Below are 17,308 nucleotides of genomic sequence, written 5' to 3'. Positions count from 1 at the left end.
GCGCCAATCCACCTTCTCCCACAAGGGGAGAAGGAAAGATCAGGCGAAAACCATGGCCGAAAAAATCATCCTTGCCTCCGGCAGCCCGTTCCGCAAGGCGTTGCTTGTCCATGCCGGCGTGGCGGTCGAGGCGGTTCTGGCGGCAGTCGACGAGCGCGCGCTCGAAGCGCCCTTGCAGGGCAGCGGTATCTCGCCCGAGGACGTCGCACTGGTGCTGGCCGAGGCCAAGGCCGCCGAGGTCAGCGAGCGAAAGCCGGGCGCCCTGGTGCTCGGCTGCGACCAGACGCTGTCGCTCGGCGACGAAGTGTTTCATAAGCCGGCCGACATGGAAGCCGCCCGCCGCCATCTCCTGGCGCTGTCGGGCAGGACCCATCAACTCAACAGCGCCGTAGTGCTGGCCCGCGACGGCGCAGTTCTGTGGCGGCATGTCGGCGTCGCCAGCCTGACCATGCGAAAGCTCGATCCGGCCTTCATCGGCCGCCATCTGGCGCGGGTCGGCGCCAAGGCGCTGTCCAGCGTCGGCGCGTACCAGATCGAAGGCGAGGGCATCCAGCTGTTCGAAAGAGTAGAGGGCGACTATTTCACCATTGTCGGCCTGCCGCTTCTGCCTGTCCTGGCCAAGCTGCGCGAGTTCGGAGCCATCGATGGCTGAGGCCGCGAAAAAGGCCTTCGTCACCGGTCATCCGGTCGCGCATTCGCGGTCGCCGAAGATCCACGGCTACTGGCTGGCGAAATACGGCATCGACGGTAGCTACCGGGCGATCGACGTTGCGCCGGAGGCTTTTGCCGAATTCGTCGAAACACTCGAGGCGAATGGCTATCGTGGCGGCAACGTCACCATCCCGCACAAGGAGGCCGCCTTCGCGCTGGCGGCGCGCCGCGACGACGCGGCCGAACAGATCGGCGCCGTCAACACGCTTTGGCTCGAGGGCGGAATTTTGTGCGGCGGCAACACCGACGCCCATGGCTTTTCCGCCAATCTCGACGAGCATGCGACGGGCTGGGCCGCAAACGGCCCAGCGGTGGTGCTCGGCGCCGGCGGCGCCGCCCGCGCGGCCATCCATGCGCTCAAGCAGCGCGGCATCAGTGACATCCGCATCGTCAACCGGACGCTCGCCCGAGCCGAGGAGCTGCGCCACCGCTTCGGCGCCGGGGTCTCGGCCCACGGCACGGCGGCGACCCGCGAGCTGCTTGCCGATGCCGGCCTGCTGGTCAACACGTCAGCGCTTGGCATGCATGGCAATGAAGGCCTGTCCGCCGATCCGGCCAGACTGCCGGACCATGCCATCGTCACCGACATTGTCTATGTGCCGCTGGAAACGCCGTTGCTGGCCGCCGCCAAGGCGCGCGGCCTGAAAGCCGTCGACGGGCTCGGCATGCTGCTGCACCAGGCGGTGCCCGGCTTCGAGCGCTGGTTCGGCATCAGGCCTGAGGTCACTGCCGAATTGCGGCAGATGATCGTCGCCGATCTCGGCGCCAGGGAGAAAAAAAACATGATCGTGCTCGGCCTCACCGGATCGATCGGCATGGGCAAGTCGACGACGGCCAGGATGTTTGCCGAGGCCGGCGTGCCTGTCCACGATTCGGACGAGGCGGTGCATCGCCTCTACGCCGGCAAGGCGGCTCCGCTGGTCGAGGCGGCGTTTCCCGGAACGGCGAAATCCGGCTCCGTCGATCGCACGAGGCTGGCCGAGCGGGTGCTCGGTGATGCAGCTGCACTGAAACGGCTGGAAGCGATCATCCACCCACTGGTCCGCGCCGACGCCGACGCTTTCCTGGCCAGACACCGGGCCGCCGGCGCGCCGCTTGTCGTTCTCGACATCCCGCTGCTGTTCGAAACCGGCGGCCGCGACCGAGTCGACAAGGTCGTGGTCGTCACCGCGTCGCCCGACATCCAGCGCGCCCGCGTGCTGGCGCGGCCGGGCATGAGCGAGGAGAAACTGGCGTCGATCCTGGCCAGGCAGGTTCCCGACGCCGAAAAGCGTGAGCGCGCCGATTTCATCATCGACACCGGACAAGGTTTTGATGCGGCGCGCGCGGCGGTCAATGCGATAGTCGCGAAACTGGTCGGTGATAAAGCCGGCAAGCCTGCTTAACGGCGCTTGCGCCCGGCGTAATATGTTGCCAATTTGTTCCCATCATGATTCGGCTGGACTAACGCCGGACCCAACGGACTGATTCGATGCGCGAGATCATCTTCGATACGGAAACCACCGGCCTTGATTTCCGCGACGACCGCGTCATCGAGCTTGGCTGCATCGAGCTGGTCAACCGTTTCCCGACCGGCCGCACCTTCCACCATTACCTCAATCCGCAGGGGCGACCGATCCATGCCGAGGCACAGGCCGTTCATGGCATCAGCGCCGCCGATCTGATGGGCAAGCCGACCTTCAGCGACATCGCCGAGGAGTTCCTTGCCTTCATCGACGGCGCCAAGCTGGTCGCCCACAATGCGACTTTCGATATCGCTTTCCTCAATGTCGAATTCGGCCGGCTTGGCCATCCGGTCGTTGACCCCGGACTTGTCGTCGACACGCTGGCGCTGGCGCGCCGCAAGCATCCGATGGGGCCCAATTCGCTGGACGCGCTGTGCCGGCGCTACGGCATCGACAATGCCCGGCGCACCAAGCACGGCGCCTTGCTCGATTCGGAATTGCTGGCCGAGGTCTATATCGAGCTCATCGGCGGCAAGCAGGCGGCACTCATCCTCGACAGTGCCACGGCGCCGGCCAGCGGCAGGAGAAACGTCGACGACATCGACATCAGCATCGCTGCACGGCCGATAGCGCTGCCGTCTCGCCTGACCGAAGCAGAGCGCGCCGCGCACGCGAGCATGGTCGGCACATTAGGCGAAAAGGCGCTCTGGCTGCGCGTCGCCCCGGAAGCGAGTTCTGCGGCATAGCGATTTTGGCGGAGCGGCAGGGGCGTTCAGGATCAGCCGACCCGTAGCGATCCTTCGCTGTCCCGCCGCATCCCAAAGAAAAACCCGGCGCGAGGCCGGGTTTTTCAAACGTCACCGAGCACTCGCCTCAGCTCGCCTTGACCTTGCTGGCGGCCTGGTCCTCGGCCAGCTTCTGCTGGAACATCTGCGCGAAATCGATCGGATCGAGCATCAGCGGCGGGAAGCCGCCATTGCGCGTCGCCTCGGCGATGATCTGCCTGGCGAACGGGAACAGCAGCCGCGGGCATTCGATGAACAGCAACGGCAGCATGTGCTCCTGCGGAAAGCCGCTGATGGCGAACACACCGCCATAGACCAGCTCGACGTTGAACAGCACTTCCTTGTCGAAGGACGCCTTGGCGTTCAGCGTAAGATTGACGTCGAACTGCTTATCCGAAAGCGGGTTGGCGTTGACATTGACGTTGATGGCGATGCCGGGAGCCTTGTCGCGGCCGCGCAGCGAATTCGGCGCGCCGGGGCTTTCGAAGGAAAGGTCCTTCACATATTGGGCAAGCACGTTGAGCGAAGGCTGCGTCGCGTCGCCGTTGCCACTGGCCGCGCCGGTCGGCGCGTCGTCTTTGCTGGCCATAAGCCTTTGTCCTTTTGCCTCGGCAGCGTTGCTGACCGGATTGAAATCGGGCGTTCGCTACCATGGCCGGCATGACAAGACAAGGTTTGCGCGGCTTTGCTTTCCCTTCTCCCCTTGTGGGAGAAGGTGGATTGGCGCGCAGCGCCAATACGGTTGAGGGGTGTTGGAAGGATCGCCGTCGGTGCCAAGCTGGAACACCCCTCATCCGACCTCGCTTCGCGAGGCCACCTTCTCCCACAAGCGACAAGGAAAGAGCCGCGCCGGGCTACTCGTCCTCGAGGCGATCTACTCGTCCTTGAGGCGGCGCCAGGGGGAATTGTGATCGGGGCCGTGCTCGTCGCCGCGCGAATAGTCGCTGTCGTCGAGATCGATGGTCTTGTCGCGTTGCCGGGCCCGGAATCCGCCGGTGCCGAAACTGGTGGCCATCACGATGCGGCCTTTCAGCCGGCGCCAGGCGAGGTCGCGGACCGGCGGCAGCAGCAGCAGAATGCCTAAAATGTCAGTGATGAAGCCGGGAATGATGAGCAGGATCGCCGCCAGCACGATCATGGCGCCATGCGCGAGCTGACGGCTTGGATCACGTCCGGCGTCCATTTCGGCACGGACCCGGGACATGACGCCGAACCCCTGGTATCGCAACAACAGCGCGCCGGCGATGCTCGAAGCCAGCACCAGGCCGACCGTCGCCAGGACGCCGACCTGGCGGCCGACAATGACGAAACCGGCGATCTCCAGCAGCGGAAGCGCGAGGATGAACAGGGGAAGCAGCGAAATGCGCAAATCTTGACCGATCGTTTCGATGTTTTGCCGGCAGGCGGGCAATCGCCGCTGGCACTGAACCTTTTAGATAGGTATGGCTGCCTTTAATTTGAATGATTGCAGCTTGCGTTCTATATGCTTTGGATGTTGAACGCTATGCGACCGCAGCCATTGCCTGGCCGGGCGGTCCGGCCGGAGTAGGGATTGATTGGCGGAAGATATGGGATTCTTCGACTTCGGCACGATTTTCTTTCTGGTTGCGGCGGTTGTGATCTTTTTCCAGCTGCGCAATGTGCTCGGCCGCCGCACCGGTAGCGAGCGCCCGCCGTTCGATCCCTATACGGCGGGCCGCACCCGCGACGACGCCCAAAAACCCGAGAATGTGGTCTCGCTGCCGCGCAAGCGAGCGCCGGGAGAGCCGGCAATCGACGCCTATGCGGCGATCGACGCCTTCGCCAAGCCTGACACCGATCTCAACAAGGGCCTGCGCGCGATCAAGGACAATGATCCGGCATTCGACCCCAAGACCTTCGTCGACGGCGCCAAGATGGCCTATGAGATGATCGTCATGGCCTATGCCGATGGCGATCGCAAGACGCTGAAGAACCTGTTGTCGCGCGAGGTCTATGACGGCTTTGTCGCGGCGATCGGCGACCGCGAGGCGAAGTCGGAAAAGATCCAGTCCTCCTTCGTCGGCATCGACAAGGCCGACATCGTTTCCGCCGAGATGAAGGGCAGCGAGGCGCATATCACGCTGCGCATCGTCAGCGAACTGATTTCGGCAACGCGCGACAAGGCCGGCGCCGTCATCGACGGCGATCCCGAAACCGTCGCCGAGGTCAAGGACGTCTGGACCTTCGCCCGCGATACGCGCTCGCGCGACCCGAACTGGAAGCTCGTCGCCACCGAAGAAGAAGACTGAGCCCGGACCACGGCGGGGTCTGTCGTGTCGCTTTCTCAGGCGTTCCGCGAAAAATCCTTTGACGATCTGCCCGGCTGGGACAGGGACGACCATCTGGCTGCGTTCGCCGCTTTCCGGCGTTCGGCTTTTCATGTCCTGGCGAAACCCTATCGCTCTGGCGGGCTCGGTGTCGACTTCAATGCCTTCACCGAGGCCTATGCTGCAGCCCGCACCGTGTCGCCAACCGACCGGCGCGAAGCCCGCGCCTTCTTCGAGCGGCATTTCATCCCGGCGCACATAGCGGCGGAAAGCGGCGGCGCCGGCCTCGTCACCGGCTTCTATGAACCGGTGGTCGACGCTTCGCCGGTGCGAACCGAACGATTTACGGTGCCGCTGCTGTCACGTCCGGCCGATCTCGTCGACATCGACGGCGCCAACCGGCCGGTCGGTATGGATCCCTATCTCGCCTTCGGCCGCGCCACGCCGGACGGACCGGTCGAGTATTTCGACCGCGGCGAGATCGAGCGCGGCGCGCTCGTCAAGGGTTTGGCTGGCAAGGGTTTGGAAATCGCCTGGCTCGCCGACAAGGTCGACGCCTTCTTCATCCACGTACAGGGGTCTGCGCGGCTCACCATGACCGACGGCCGGCTTTGCCGCGTCACCTATGCCGCCAAATCCGGCCAGCGCTTTACCGGACCGGGCAAGATCCTGAGTGAGCTAGGCGAAATCCCGCTGGAAGCGGTAACCATGCAGTCGGTCCGCGCCTGGTTCAAGGCGCATCCGCAGCGCATCGACGAGATCCTGTGGCGCAACCGCTCCTATATTTTTTTCCGCGAGATTTCGGTCAGCGAGGCGGCGGTCGACGACCCGGACCTCGGGCCGATCGCTGCCGCAAAAGTGCCGCTGACGCCGGGCCGCTCCGTCGCTGTCGACCGTCTGCTGCATACCTTCGGCACGCCGTTCTACATCGATGGGCCGTCGCTGACCGCTTTCGACAACAAGCCGTTCCGGCGGCTGATGATCGCGCAGGACACCGGCTCGGCCATCACCGGCCCGGCCCGTGGCGACCTGTTCACTGGTACGGGAGATGCGGCCGGCGAGATCGCCGGCGTTGTCCGCAACCCTGCCGATTTCTACGCGCTGATCCCGCGTCGGCTTGTGCCGGGGGCGGGGCGATGACCCGGCGCATCGACAGGCTGAGCGAGGACGACCGGGTGCTGTGGAACCTGGTGGCGCGCACCGCCAAGCCGCTGAAGGGCAAGTCCGCCATCGACATCCCAGATATTGGCCCGGACATCGCTGATGGCAGCAAGCCAATGCTGCGTGACCAGGCGATGGCTCCTGCTACGGCCACGAAAGCCAGGACGCAGCATGTCTCGCATGCGCTCGACGAGCCGACGCTGGAAAAACTGTCGAAGGGTCGGCTGCCGATCGAAGGCCGCGTCGATCTGCACGGCCTGAGCCAGGACGAAGCCTATTCGCTTTTGTTCTCCTTCCTGCACCGGGCGCATGCCGGCGGCATCCGCTATGTGCTGGTGATCACCGGCAAGGGCTCCTCGTCCGGCGGCGACGGCATCCTGCGGCGCGCCGTGCCGGCCTGGCTGTCGACACCCGCATTCAGGCCGCTGGTCTCCAGCCACGACCACGCCGCCCGCAAGCATGGCGGCTCGGGCGCGCTCTATGTCCGCCTGCGGCGCGCGCGCTGATGCGGATGCGCGCATGAGAATGCACCCGACGAGGATGGACTTGTGACCCCGTTCGGCGAAAAGCTTCGCGCCCTGCGGAGCGAACGCGGCGTCAGCCAAAAGGCCATGGCCAGGGCGATCGGCGTCAGCGCCGCCTATCTGTCGGCGTTGGAGCACGGCCGCCGCGGCGCGCCGACCTGGACGCTGATCCAGAAGATCATCGGCTATTTCAATGTCATCTGGGACGATGCCGAAGAACTTGCGCGGTTGGCCGAGACCTCGCACCCGCGGGTAAAACTCGACACGTCGGGCCTCAGCCCCGCCGCCACCGAGCTTGCCAATGTCTTGGCCGAAAACATCGAAAAACTAGACGAGGCGGAGCTTCGCCGCATCACCGCATCGATCCGCGCCGCGCTGGGGCGGACGTAGGGTTTGTCCGACTCGTGTTGAGGCGATCAATTGTCGATGTTGGCGCCGCCCCTCATTGCCTGCCGGGCATTTCTCCCCGTAAACGGGGAGAAAGCGGCTGATCGCGAACGTGGCCTGCAACGCCGGCGATTGGCGAAATCGTCAATGACAGCACCCCTCTCCCGTCCCTATACGGGGAGAGGATGCCGGCAGGCAGGTGAGGGGCAGCACAAACGCCTGGAGCAGGTAACGCGAAACGCAGCGATCCTGGTGGTCGCTTGCAAAAACCTTACTGGACCGCGCCGACCAGAACCTGCTGGCCATCACGGATCGACACCCAGCGACCGGTATTGTCGATCGCCTGCCGCTTGAGGAAGCGGTAGCCGGTCCGGTCCCATGAGCGGACCTTTCCGTCCAGATTGTCGAGGACGTAGTCGCCCTTGCTCGTGCGCACGGTCAGCACGGCATGGCCCTCGCCGTCAGGCTTGCGCACGACGGTCATCAGAAGATTGGCGTAGGACACGCCCAAGCGGTTCAATTCGCGGCGCTTTTCCAGGACATAGTCCTCACAGTCGCCAGCGCCCCTGACGGGGTAGGCCCAGACCTCGTCCTTGCCGTAAATATCGATGTCGCTTATCGGCTTGACGGCGTTGTTGACCCTGGCGTTGACGCTGAGAATCTTGCGCCAGAGCGCGCCGGTCATGGTGGCGGGGGCGAGATTGCCCGGGTGGATCGAGCATTCGGCCGGACTGGTCTTGCAGAAATCGTAATGGCCGATCGGCTGCGATGTTGGGCCGCCGGTTGCCATTGGTCCGGCTGCCGAAGCCGCTGTAGACCAGCCTGTCGCAAGTGCCAGCCCTAACAGGGCGCACACGCGCAGCCCTCTCGCCATTGGTGAGGAAATCATTGTCCCCCTCGTCCCTTGTTGTTAATGAAACGTTAAGGGCGATCTACAGTCCCTGTCAATTATACCAACGGCCAGTTTTGCGATATGGTTACCCGCGCGGCCGAAAGCGCGGCTATTGTGCAACAGGTCGACTTGAACGGCGGCTGCCATCCGGGACATCTTTACTTTTTGGCGGTCCGAACCAGCTTCGGCCTCACCGCAACGCGGGTCTGGCGTCCATAGCTGGTGATGAAGTCGACAATGCGCGGCACGATTTCGGAGCGGAAGCGCGAGCCGTTGAAGACGCCGTAATGGCCGACCGCCGGCTGCATGTAGTGAGCGTGCCTGTCCGCGGGGATGTTGATGCAGAGGTCGTGCGCGGCCTGGGTCTGGCCGAGGCCGGAAATGTCGTCGTTCTCGCCCTCGACCGTGAACAGCGCGACATTGCGGATATTGGCGGGATCGATGGCGATGCCGCGATGCATCATTTCGCCCTTGGGCAGAGCATGGCGGACGAACACGGTGTCTACCGTCTGCAGGTAGAACTCCGCTGTCAGATCCATCACCGCCATATACTCGTCGTAGAAGTCGCGGTGCTTCTCGGCACTGTCGCCGTCATGCTTCACCAGATGCATGAAGAAGTCCTTGTGGGCGATGATGTGGCGGTCGAGGTTCATGCTCATGAAGCCCGAAAGTTGCAGGAACCCGGGATAGACCTCGCGGCCGAAGCCCGGCACCGGCCATGGCGCCTGCATGGTGACGTTGTCGCGGAACCAGTCGGTGCCCTTTTCCTCGGCCAGAAGGTTGACCGCGGTCGGATTGCGGCGGGTGTCGATCGGCCCACCCATCAGCGTCATCGTCGAGGGAACGAACGGGTCGCCCCGCGTTTCCATCAGCGCCACCGCCGCCAGCACCGGTACTGAAGGCTGGCACACCGCCATGACATGGGTGTCGGGGCCCAGCGCATGCAGCATGTCGACGATGTAGTCGATATAGTCGTCGAGATCGAAGCTGCCCTCGCTTATCGGCACCATGCGGGCGTCGACCCAGTCGGTGATATGAACGTCGGCATGCGGCAGCATCGCCTCGACCGTGCCGCGCAGCAGCGTCGCGTAGTGGCCGGACATCGGCGCCACGATCAGCAGCTTCGGATCCGGCCGGCGGCCGGCGGGAACCGCCCGCTCGAAACGGAGCAGATTGCAGAACGGCCGCGACCACACCGTCTTTTCGGTGACAGCGACGCTTTTCCAGTCGACGACGGTCTTGGTCAGGCCGAACTGCGGCTTGCTGTAGCGGCGCGTCGTGCGCTCGAACAATTCGGCCGTCGCCGCGACCGAGCGGCCCCAGGACGTGTGCGCAAACGGATTGAGCGGATTGGTGTAGAACATCCGCACCGCATCGGCATAGACCCGGGCCGGCTGCACGGCGGCGTGGTTCAATTCGTAGAGCTGGTAGAACATCGAGAACTCCGCTGCTGCGACCGAAGGGACGACAGCAGTGCCGAGCCTTGAATCTCTCGCGCAAAGGTTAACAACAAACTGCTGCGATGCAATACGTCAATTGAATTGATTTATGCTTATACTTTTGTCTAAGGCGTTGAAAATCGGTTTTGAACGGCGGCAGCCGGCTTATTGTGCAGCTGCGAAAGGTGCCGGAGAGAGCAGGGCAATCGCTTCAGTTTTGCGCTGCCCCTCATCCGCCTGGCCGCAAAGCGGCGCGGCCATTCACACGCGGTCGGTGCACACAGCAGCATGGCCTGAGCTGATGAAGCCGAGCCGCCCCGCGGCGCCCTTCGACAGGTCGATCACGCGACCCTTGATAAACGGGCCGCGGTCGTTGATGCGCACGACGACGCTGCGGCCGTTTTTGCGGTTGGTGACCTTCAACCTGGTGCCAAACGGCAAGGTGCGGTGCGCGGCGGTCAGCGCCGACGGGTTCATCCGCTCGCCGGAAGCGGTCTTCGAGGTCAGCGCGTACCAGGAGGCGCGGCCGCATTGTGCGGCGGCAGGGGAGGTGGATGCGCCGACCATCAGGGCAGCCGCTATCGTAGCCGCGACAAGCGCGGTCCGGTTGGGTTTCTTCATCTGCGGCAAGGGGCTCCGTTTGACAGACCCGGCCGTTACGGATGGAATGTGGCACCAAATGCGGCAGTCGTCTGGCGGTTCCATGACAATAGTACACGTTTGGAGTCGGCGCGAAACAGTCTGTCATGGAATGTCGGGATTGCGCCGATGTATGTCTGGTGGTCTTCGCACCAGCACCGGGGCGTTTCCGGCAAGACCCCGGCTTTATCATGCAAGTAGATGTGACAGCGATCGGGTCGCTTCCTTTCGCCTTGCCATCGCGGTCATAGCGGACTTGGCGATCGACTTGGGAAAGGAGTTCCGACGATGAGATTGATCAAAAATCTGCTGGCGCTGATTGTGCTCGCCATCGGTGCGCTGTGGTCGCTGCAGGGCATCGGCCTCGTCGGCGGCAGCTTCATGACCGGCCAGTCGCAATGGCTCTATATCGGCATCGTCACCGCGCTGGTTGGCCTGGGCGGGCTGGTGTGGGCGAACCGTTCGCTCCCCTGACACTCGAACGGCCCTGGCGGCGTTTCGGTCGACCGGCGAATGCGCTGCCCGCCGCAAACACGCATTTCCTTTTTTGCGCGCAGCTTCGGCAAATGAATGCTGCGAATGGCCGACGATTTGAAAACCGGTTTCTGTATCGCGGCTAAGTATAGTAGTCTTATCAACATTACAGGAATTGGAGAACGATGAGGATGTCCATATCGCGGCGATCACCCGCATGAGTGCCGAGCGCCGGCTGTCGCCATTGGCGTGCCTCGCGACTTCAGGAGGAAAAACGTCCGGCAAGTCGTCGCAGCGGCTTGAAAATCAAGCAAGATCAATGGTGCCCGTCTTGTATATCATGTCACTAGAATTTATGTGTCTTGAAAGCCTGGACGCGGACGCGGTGAGGACGTACGCCAGGCGTTTCGCAACCGGTGGCCTTGCGCCATTGCATGACAGAGAAACGTTCGGTCCATGCTCACAAAGAAGGGCAAGTACGGCCTCAAGGCGCTCGTCCATCTGGCGCGGCTGCCGGTTGGTCAGCTCGCCTTCGTTGCCGATATCGCCACCGGAAACAACATTCCGAAGAAATTTCTCGACGCCATCCTCGGCGAACTGCGCAATGCCGGTTTCGTCCAGAGCCGCAAGGGCAAGGAGGGCGGTTACCGCCTGGCGCGGCCGGCGGATGAAATCAAGATCGGCCACGTCGTGCGCGTGCTCGACGGACCGCTTGCCCCAATTCCCTGCGCCAGCCGCACCCGGTATCAGCGCTGTGAAGACTGCAACGAGGCGACATGCCAAGTCCGACATCTGATGCTGGAGGTCCGGCAAGCGATCGCCGAGGTGCTGGATCAGCGCAGCCTCGCCGAGATGCGCGATATCGCCGGCGACGACGAGCTTTCGGCTGCGTTGAAAATCCAGGCCTGAGCCGGAACCGACGGCTCCTCAGGTACTTGGTGCGCGCATGACCGGCCGTGCCAATTCGACCCTCCCGAATTCGATTATTATCGTCGGCGGTGGCGCCAGCGGCGTCGTGCTTGCCGCGCATCTGTTGAAGTCGCCCAATCCCGATCTTCGTGTCACGCTGATCGAAAAGCGTCCGCATTTCGGCCAAGGCATCGCCTATTCCACGCTGCTGTCGGCGCATGTGCTGAATGTCAGCGCGGCCGGCATGAGCGCCTATGCCGACGACCCCGGCGATTTCTGGCGCTGGCTTCTTGAGCGCGGCCTGGCAACGCCAGAGCAGGCGCCGGTCTACGCACCGCGCAGCGTCTACGCCCGCTATCTGAAGGAACTGCTGGACGAGCTCGAGGCGCGCGAGACGGGGCGTCTTCGCCTGATCCGCGAGGAGAGCCTGTCGATCTCGCCGACCGGGTCCGGGGTCGAGGTGGCGCTGGCCAACGGCACCAGCGTCGTCGCCCACCTTGCCGTGCTGGCGACCGGACATGACGAGGAGCCAGGTGCCGGCAACGGCCATGCGATCAGGATGGGATCGGAGGCCGACACCGGGCTCGACGGGGAAGCCCGGGTCCTGGTGCTGGGCACGGGGTTGAGCATGGTCGATGCCTTCCTGTCGCTCGAGCAACGCGGCCATCGCGGCGAGATTATTGCGGTGTCGCGGCGCGGCCTGCTGCCTTCGCCGCACCGCAAGGGCAATCCGATCAAGCTCGACGTCGCCGACATTCCGCTCGGCACCCAGCTCTCCTATCTCGTCGGCTGGTTCCGCGACCTGATCCGGGAAAACCAGAAGGCCGGCATCGACTGGCGCGACGTCGTCGACGGTCTCAGGCCGTTCAACCAGAAGATCTGGCAGAACTGGCCGTCTTCGGCCAAGCGCCGCTTTGTCGAGCACACCAAGGCGTGGTGGGACGTCCACCGCCATCGCATGGCGCCGGAAGTCTATGCCCGTGTCACCGAGGCGGTGCAGTCGGGCCGCATCCGGCTTGTCGCCGGGCGCGTCGTCGGCATCACGGCGGGCGACGAATTCAGCGTGCAGGTCCAGTCGCGCCACACGCAAAACATCGAGACGTTCGACGTTGCCCGCATCTACGATTGCACCGGCATCGCCAGGGACATCTCGACAACGTCGAACAGCGTGGTGCGGTCGCTGGTCGACCGCGGGCTGGCCCGGCCGGATCCGCTGCGCCTTGGCCTCGACGTATCGGACAATTGCGAGGTCATCGCCAGCGATGGCACCGTCTCGGCCAAGATCCTGGCGGTCGGGCCGCTGACCCGCGGCACCTTCTTCGAGATCGACGCCATACCGGATATTCGCGTGCAGTGCGCAAGGCTGGGGAAGCGGTTGCTGGGGTGAGGTCGGCGCTCTACGGGGTGCTGTCCCGCGACCTTATCGTGATTGGCGTGACGGAGCGGCCCCACCGGAATCCCATTCCCCGTCTGGCCAATGGATTGGCACAGCCTATCTTCTTTCAGACTGCAAACGGCTGGAAAAGAAGATAGGCTGACAGCCTGCCCAAGGCGGTCGCTTGACCATGGAGCATCAGCATGAGCGTGCACAAGATCGCCCTCCCGGACAGGGCAATGTCCCGCCTGCGTCCGCCCTATGCATCGGTTCTCGACCTGATCGGGCAAACGCCGGTTGTCGAGCTGACCAAATTTGACATCGGCAAGTGCCGGCTGTTCATCAAGCTCGAAAGCCAGAACCCCGGCGGCTCGATCAAGGACCGCATTGCGCTGTCGATGATCGCCGACGCCGAAAAACAGGGCAAGCTGAAGCGCGGCGGCACCATTGTCGAGGCGACCGCCGGCAACACCGGCCTTGGCCTCGCCCAGGTCGGCATTCCAAAAGGCTATCGCATCATCCTGGTCGTGCCCGACAAGATGTCGCGCGAAAAGATCCAGCATCTGCGGGCGCTCGGCGCCGAAGTGCGCATGACCCGTTCCGATGTCGGCAAGGGCCACGCCGAATACTATCAGGACATGGCCGAAAAGATCGCCGCCGAGCTGCCCGGCGCCTTCTATGCCAACCAGTTCGCCAATCCGGCCAATCCGGACGCCCATGAAACCACGACCGGTCCGGAGATCTATTCGCAGCTCGACGGTGACGTCGATGCAGTGGTCGTCGGCGTCGGCTCGGGCGGCACGCTGACCGGGCTTGGCCGCTATTTCGCAAAAATCTCGCCGAAGACCGAGATGATTCTCGCCGATCCGGTCGGTTCGGTGCTGGCGCCCCTGATCAAGACCGGCAAGATGCAAGAGGCCGGCAGCTGGACGGTGGAGGGCATCGGCGAGGATTTCGTCCCGCCCAATGCCGATCTGTCGCTGGTCAAGAAGGCCTACTCGATCACCGACAAGCAAAGCATGCTGGCGGTGCGCGACCTGCTTTCCAAGGAGGGCATCCTCGCCGGCTCGTCGTCCGGCACGCTGCTTTCGGCAGCGCTGCGCTATTGCCGCGAGCAGACCGTGCCGAAGCGGGTCGTCACCTTCGTCTGCGACAGCGGCAACAAATATCTGTCGAAAGTGTTCGACGATTTCTGGCTGATCGAGCAGGGCCTCGCCGAGCACGAGCAGCATGGCGATCTGCGCGACCTGGTGATGCGCACGCACCGCACCGGCGACATCGTGTCTGTCGGCCCGGACGAAAGCCTGCTCAACGCCTATGGCCGCATGCGCCGTTCGGATGTCTCGCAACTGCCGGTGCTGGACGACGGCAAGCTCGTCGGCATCGTCGACGAAAGCGATATCCTCGCCCACGTCGAAGGCCCCTATGACAGCCGCTGGGACCGTTTCAAGGCCCCGGTGCGCACGGCGATGACCGCCAATCTGCACACGCTGCAGGCCAGCCAGACGCTGGACGCGCTGCTGCCGGTGTTCGACCGCAACGAGGTCGCCATCGTCTTCGACGGCGACGAATTCATCGGCCTGATTACCCGCATCGACCTGATCAACCATCTGAGGCGCCGCGCAAGATGACCATCAAAGCCACCGTTTCGGGCAGCAACCGCCTGGCCTTCTCGACGCGCACCATCCATGGCGGCCAGAGCCACGACCCGACGACCGGCGCGGTGATGGTGCCGATCTATGCGACCTCGACCTATGGCCAGCAGAGCCCGGGCGTGCACAAGGGTTTTGAATACGCCCGCAGCCAGAACCCGACCCGCTTTGCCTTCGAGCGCGCGGTGGCCGATCTCGAAAGCGGCGCAGCCGCCTTCGCTTTCGCCTCGGGGCTGGCGGCGATCGCCACCATCTTCGAACTGCTCGATTCCGGCGCCCATGTCGTCGCCACCGACGATATCTATGGCGGCACGTTCCGGCTGCTGGAGCGGGTGCGCAAGCGCTCGGCCAATCTCCAGGTCGACTTCGTCGACTTCACGGATCTAGCCGCGGTCGAAGCGGCGATCCGTCCGAAAACCAGGTTGCTCTGGGTCGAGACGCCGACCAATCCGCTGCTGCGCGTCGTCGATCTCGAAGCGGTCGCAGCCCTGGCCAGGCGCAAAGGCGTGCTCTCGGTTGCCGACAACACTTTTTGCAGCCCCTATCTGCAGCGGCCGCTGGAGCTCGGCATCGACATATCGGTGCATTCGACGACCAAATACCTCAACGGCCATTCCGACATGGTCGGCGGCGTCGCCGTGGTCGGCGACAACAAGGATCTCGCCGACCGGCTGAAATTCCTGCAGAACGCCATCGGCGCCATTTCCGGACCGTTCGACAGTTTTCTGGCGCTGCGCGGCCTCAAGACGCTGGCGCTCAGGATGGAGCGCCATTCGTCGAACGGCCAGAAGATCGCGCACTGGCTGGAAAGCCGTCCCGACATCCGCCGCGTCATCTATCCCGGCCTCCCCAGCCATCCGCAGCACGCCATCGCCAGAAAGCAGATGCACGCCTTCGGCGGCATGATCACGGTCGAGCTCGACCGCGACCTCGCCGGCACAAAACGCTTCCTCGAGCACACGCAACTGTTCACGCTGGCCGAAAGCCTCGGCGGCGTCGAAAGCCTGATCGAGCACCCGGCGCTGATGACGCACGGCTCGATCCCGGCGCAAAAACGGGCCGAGATCGGGATTTCCGATTCGCTGGTGCGGTTGTCGGCTGGCATCGAGGACGGCGATGATCTGATCGCCGATCTGGACCAGGCGCTGGGGGGTTGAAGGGAGCTTGGGGCACTCGCTTCTGCCATCGAAAACCGTTCAACCGATGTTGAGGCGATCAATCATCGATGCCGGCGCTGCCCCGCTGCCGGCATCCTCTCCCCGTGAACGGGGAGAGGGACGCTCTAGTCGATGATTTCGCCAATTTTCAGCATTGCAGAAAGGGTGCAGAGGCTGCGGCCAGCGGGCTTCTCCCCGTTTACGGGGAGAAGGTGCCGGCAGGCGGATGAGAGGCAGCGCAAACCTGAAGCGGTTGTTCTGGGACCTGTATGATAGCCGTTGACCTCCGCTGCATCTGGCGAAATTGTAACTTCCTGCAATTGCCGACAGGCCGGTTGAAGCCATGACCATTCGCGAGCGCCACCAGCCGATAGCCACCGACGCCCCGCTCACCTTCGCGGTCCTGGTCTTCCCCGGCTTTCCGATGATGGCGTTCAGTTCGGTGATCGAGCCGTTGCGCGCGGCCAACGTGCTGGCCAAGAAAGAATGCTACCGCTGGATCATCGTCGGCGCCGCTGAGGGCCCGGTCGCGGCCTCGAACGGGGTCGTCATCCAGCCCGGCTTTTTCGCCGGCGATGCGCCGAAGGTCGACCGCATCGTCGTCTGCTCGGGCGGCGATGCCGATCATCTCGTGGCTGAGGACGCGGTGAGCTGGATCCGCAGGAGCCTGCGCGGCGGCGCCCATATCGGCGCGGTGGCGGATGCCGCTTTCTTCCTGGCGCGGGCCGGCCTGCTCGACGGTCATGCCTGCACCTTGCACTGGACCAGCCAGGCGGCCTTCACCGAGGCGTTTCCGGACATTGAGCTCAGGCGCGATCTCTATGTCATCGACCGCAAGCGCTTCACTTCGGCCGGCGGCGTCGGCAGCCTCGACATGATGCTGGAGATCATCACATCAGATTATGGCGCCGAGCTCGCGGCCGGCGTCGCCGAATGGTTCGTGCACAGCCCGCTGCGCTCCAGCGTCGACCGCAAGCTGATGCCGCTGCGGCTGCGCACCGGCGTCCAGAACGAGCTGGTGCTGTCGGCCATTGCCATCATGGAGGATGCGGTGGAGGAGCGGCTCGGCATGGCGGCGCTGGCGGAAAAGCTCGGCGTCTCCTCCGACAAGCTCGAACGAAACTTTCGCTCCGAGCTCAGCATCTCGCCCAACGGCTATTACCGCCGCCTGCGGCTGAAGCGCGCCGCCGATCTCCTGGCGCATTCGACGCTGATGGTGCGCGACGTGGCGCTGGCTTGCGGTTTTGCTTCGATGTCGAGCTTTGCGCGGGCGTTCAGGGAAGAGCATGGGCATGCGCCGAAGGTGGCGCGCAGGCACTAGGGCGCTAACCACGCCGCGCCGCGTTCCCGCCCACCCCCCTCTGGCGGGGGGGGGGGGGGGCCCCCCCCCCCCCCGGGGGGGGGGGGGGGGGGGGGGGGGGGGGGGGGGCGGGGGGGGTGTTATTAGATAGGGATGGGGGAGGGCGGCAG

Annotated in this window: 19 protein-coding genes and 1 pseudogene; 15 read left to right on the top strand and 5 right to left on the bottom strand. The window is 64.2% G+C overall.

Annotated elements, in window-relative coordinates:
• The first annotated feature begins 52 nt into the window (after window positions 1-52).
• The 4 genes and pseudogenes from AC0L2C_RS06060 (at window position 53) to dnaQ (ending at window position 2,902) form a co-directional block, all read left to right on the top strand.
• Window positions 53-652: a Maf-like protein gene (locus AC0L2C_RS06060; RefSeq protein ID WP_287225115.1), complete on the top strand. Its 600-nt coding sequence runs from the start codon at window positions 53-55 to the stop codon at window positions 650-652.
• A pseudogene (locus tag AC0L2C_RS06055) lies at window positions 645-1,472 on the top strand (shikimate dehydrogenase); the annotation flags it as partial. The gene AC0L2C_RS06060 and the pseudogene AC0L2C_RS06055, both read left to right, overlap by 8 nt.
• A 21-nt stretch (window positions 1,473-1,493) precedes the next feature.
• Complete coding sequence (gene coaE, locus AC0L2C_RS06050; RefSeq protein WP_128176582.1) at window positions 1,494-2,096, top strand: dephospho-CoA kinase; 603 nt, start codon at window positions 1,494-1,496, stop codon at window positions 2,094-2,096.
• Window positions 2,097-2,182: 86 nt separating this feature from the next.
• Window positions 2,183-2,902: a DNA polymerase III subunit epsilon gene (gene dnaQ, locus AC0L2C_RS06045; protein WP_128176585.1), complete on the top strand. Its 720-nt coding sequence runs from the start codon at window positions 2,183-2,185 to the stop codon at window positions 2,900-2,902.
• Between the two features lie 127 nt (window positions 2,903-3,029).
• On the opposite strand, the gene secB is transcribed toward dnaQ, so the two are convergent.
• Both secB and AC0L2C_RS06035 read right to left on the bottom strand, forming a co-directional pair.
• Entirely contained in the window at window positions 3,030-3,530 is a 501-nt protein-coding gene (gene secB / locus AC0L2C_RS06040; protein ID WP_023802681.1) for a protein-export chaperone SecB, read from the bottom strand.
• 285 nt (window positions 3,531-3,815) lie between these two features.
• Window positions 3,816-4,310, bottom strand: coding sequence for an FxsA family protein (locus AC0L2C_RS06035; protein WP_128171025.1), 495 nt, complete (start codon window positions 4,308-4,310; stop codon window positions 3,816-3,818).
• A gap of 199 nt (window positions 4,311-4,509) precedes the next feature.
• Here AC0L2C_RS06035 and AC0L2C_RS06030 point away from each other — a divergent pair, with 199 nt between their 5' ends.
• The 4 genes from AC0L2C_RS06030 to AC0L2C_RS06015 are packed head-to-tail and all read left to right on the top strand — an operon-like array spanning window position 4,510 to window position 7,304.
• Window positions 4,510-5,211, top strand: coding sequence for a Tim44/TimA family putative adaptor protein (locus AC0L2C_RS06030; RefSeq protein ID WP_023802679.1), 702 nt, complete (start codon window positions 4,510-4,512; stop codon window positions 5,209-5,211).
• A gap of 24 nt (window positions 5,212-5,235) precedes the next feature.
• Window positions 5,236-6,369: a murein transglycosylase A gene (gene mltA, locus AC0L2C_RS06025; RefSeq protein ID WP_287240033.1), complete on the top strand. Its 1,134-nt coding sequence runs from the start codon at window positions 5,236-5,238 to the stop codon at window positions 6,367-6,369.
• Complete coding sequence (locus AC0L2C_RS06020) at window positions 6,366-6,896, top strand: Smr/MutS family protein (protein ID WP_128176589.1); 531 nt, start codon at window positions 6,366-6,368, stop codon at window positions 6,894-6,896. Before mltA ends, AC0L2C_RS06020 begins: the two co-directional genes overlap by 4 nt.
• A 42-nt stretch (window positions 6,897-6,938) precedes the next feature.
• Window positions 6,939-7,304 (top strand): helix-turn-helix domain-containing protein, encoded by a 366-nt coding sequence (locus AC0L2C_RS06015; protein WP_023802676.1) that lies wholly within the window; start codon window positions 6,939-6,941, stop codon window positions 7,302-7,304.
• Window positions 7,305-7,572: 268 nt separating this feature from the next.
• On the opposite strand, the gene AC0L2C_RS06010 is transcribed toward AC0L2C_RS06015, so the two are convergent.
• The 3 genes from AC0L2C_RS06010 to AC0L2C_RS06000 form a co-directional block, all read right to left on the bottom strand.
• Window positions 7,573-8,190 carry a transglutaminase-like cysteine peptidase gene (locus AC0L2C_RS06010; protein ID WP_473522970.1) on the bottom strand — a complete coding sequence of 206 codons (618 nt, stop codon included), beginning with the start codon at window positions 8,188-8,190 and terminating at the stop codon, window positions 7,573-7,575.
• 161 nt (window positions 8,191-8,351) lie between these two features.
• Window positions 8,352-9,629 carry a polyhydroxyalkanoate depolymerase gene (locus AC0L2C_RS06005; protein ID WP_128245753.1) on the bottom strand — a complete coding sequence of 426 codons (1,278 nt, stop codon included), beginning with the start codon at window positions 9,627-9,629 and terminating at the stop codon, window positions 8,352-8,354.
• A 264-nt stretch (window positions 9,630-9,893) separates the two neighbouring features.
• Window positions 9,894-10,253, bottom strand: a complete 360-nt coding sequence (locus AC0L2C_RS06000) for a septal ring lytic transglycosylase RlpA family protein (RefSeq protein ID WP_128176631.1) — start codon at window positions 10,251-10,253, stop codon at window positions 9,894-9,896.
• A 306-nt stretch (window positions 10,254-10,559) separates the two neighbouring features.
• Between AC0L2C_RS06000 and AC0L2C_RS05995 the strand changes: the two genes are divergently transcribed.
• The 7 genes from AC0L2C_RS05995 (at window position 10,560) to AC0L2C_RS05965 (ending at window position 17,289) form a co-directional block, all read left to right on the top strand.
• Entirely contained in the window at window positions 10,560-10,745 is a 186-nt protein-coding gene (locus tag AC0L2C_RS05995; protein ID WP_023802672.1) for a hypothetical protein, read from the top strand.
• 456 nt (window positions 10,746-11,201) lie between these two features.
• The gene (locus AC0L2C_RS05990; RefSeq protein ID WP_128176593.1) at window positions 11,202-11,654 is read left to right on the top strand and encodes an RrF2 family transcriptional regulator; all 453 of its coding nucleotides are present in this window, start codon (window positions 11,202-11,204) and stop codon (window positions 11,652-11,654) included.
• Between the two features lie 37 nt (window positions 11,655-11,691).
• The gene (locus AC0L2C_RS05985) at window positions 11,692-13,041 is read left to right on the top strand and encodes an FAD/NAD(P)-binding protein (protein WP_128245750.1); all 1,350 of its coding nucleotides are present in this window, start codon (window positions 11,692-11,694) and stop codon (window positions 13,039-13,041) included.
• Between the two features lie 191 nt (window positions 13,042-13,232).
• Window positions 13,233-14,660 carry a pyridoxal-phosphate dependent enzyme gene (locus AC0L2C_RS05980; RefSeq protein WP_128245749.1) on the top strand — a complete coding sequence of 476 codons (1,428 nt, stop codon included), beginning with the start codon at window positions 13,233-13,235 and terminating at the stop codon, window positions 14,658-14,660.
• Window positions 14,657-15,838: a cystathionine gamma-synthase gene (locus AC0L2C_RS05975; protein ID WP_473522969.1), complete on the top strand. Its 1,182-nt coding sequence runs from the start codon at window positions 14,657-14,659 to the stop codon at window positions 15,836-15,838. The genes AC0L2C_RS05980 and AC0L2C_RS05975 overlap by 4 nt, the downstream gene beginning before the upstream one ends.
• Before the next feature lie 343 nt (window positions 15,839-16,181).
• Window positions 16,182-17,159 (top strand): GlxA family transcriptional regulator, encoded by a 978-nt coding sequence (locus AC0L2C_RS05970; RefSeq protein ID WP_128245747.1) that lies wholly within the window; start codon window positions 16,182-16,184, stop codon window positions 17,157-17,159.
• Entirely contained in the window at window positions 17,131-17,289 is a 159-nt protein-coding gene (locus tag AC0L2C_RS05965) for a hypothetical protein (RefSeq protein ID WP_473522968.1), read from the top strand. The genes AC0L2C_RS05970 and AC0L2C_RS05965 overlap by 29 nt, the downstream gene beginning before the upstream one ends.
• The last annotated feature ends 19 nt before the right edge of the window (window positions 17,290-17,308 follow it).

The sequence above is a fragment of the Mesorhizobium sp. WSM4845 genome (genome assembly GCF_055811455.1).
This window is presented reverse-complemented; position numbering and strand designations above follow the sequence as displayed.

What these genes read in the sequence shown, in the direction of transcription:
- AC0L2C_RS06060 (WP_287225115.1), top strand. Translation starts at nt 53, where the DNA reads ATGGCCGAAAAAATCATCCTTGCCTCCGGCAGCCCGTTCCGCAAGGCG.
- coaE (WP_128176582.1), top strand. Translation starts at nt 1,494, where the DNA reads ATGATCGTGCTCGGCCTCACCGGATCGATCGGCATGGGCAAGTCGACG.
- dnaQ (WP_128176585.1), top strand. Translation starts at nt 2,183, where the DNA reads ATGCGCGAGATCATCTTCGATACGGAAACCACCGGCCTTGATTTCCGC.
- secB (WP_023802681.1), bottom strand. Translation starts at nt 3,530, where the DNA reads ATGGCCAGCAAAGACGACGCGCCGACCGGCGCGGCCAGTGGCAACGGC.
- AC0L2C_RS06030 (WP_023802679.1), top strand. Translation starts at nt 4,510, where the DNA reads ATGGGATTCTTCGACTTCGGCACGATTTTCTTTCTGGTTGCGGCGGTT.
- AC0L2C_RS06020 (WP_128176589.1), top strand. Translation starts at nt 6,366, where the DNA reads ATGACCCGGCGCATCGACAGGCTGAGCGAGGACGACCGGGTGCTGTGG.
- AC0L2C_RS06010 (WP_473522970.1), bottom strand. Translation starts at nt 8,190, where the DNA reads ATGATTTCCTCACCAATGGCGAGAGGGCTGCGCGTGTGCGCCCTGTTA.
- AC0L2C_RS06005 (WP_128245753.1), bottom strand. Translation starts at nt 9,629, where the DNA reads ATGTTCTACCAGCTCTACGAATTGAACCACGCCGCCGTGCAGCCGGCC.
- AC0L2C_RS06000 (WP_128176631.1), bottom strand. Translation starts at nt 10,253, where the DNA reads ATGAAGAAACCCAACCGGACCGCGCTTGTCGCGGCTACGATAGCGGCT.
- AC0L2C_RS05995 (WP_023802672.1), top strand. Translation starts at nt 10,560, where the DNA reads ATGAGATTGATCAAAAATCTGCTGGCGCTGATTGTGCTCGCCATCGGT.
- AC0L2C_RS05990 (WP_128176593.1), top strand. Translation starts at nt 11,202, where the DNA reads ATGCTCACAAAGAAGGGCAAGTACGGCCTCAAGGCGCTCGTCCATCTG.
- AC0L2C_RS05985 (WP_128245750.1), top strand. Translation starts at nt 11,692, where the DNA reads ATGACCGGCCGTGCCAATTCGACCCTCCCGAATTCGATTATTATCGTC.
- AC0L2C_RS05980 (WP_128245749.1), top strand. Translation starts at nt 13,233, where the DNA reads ATGAGCGTGCACAAGATCGCCCTCCCGGACAGGGCAATGTCCCGCCTG.
- AC0L2C_RS05975 (WP_473522969.1), top strand. Translation starts at nt 14,657, where the DNA reads ATGACCATCAAAGCCACCGTTTCGGGCAGCAACCGCCTGGCCTTCTCG.
- AC0L2C_RS05970 (WP_128245747.1), top strand. Translation starts at nt 16,182, where the DNA reads ATGACCATTCGCGAGCGCCACCAGCCGATAGCCACCGACGCCCCGCTC.
- AC0L2C_RS05965 (WP_473522968.1), top strand. Translation starts at nt 17,131, where the DNA reads ATGCGCCGAAGGTGGCGCGCAGGCACTAGGGCGCTAACCACGCCGCGC.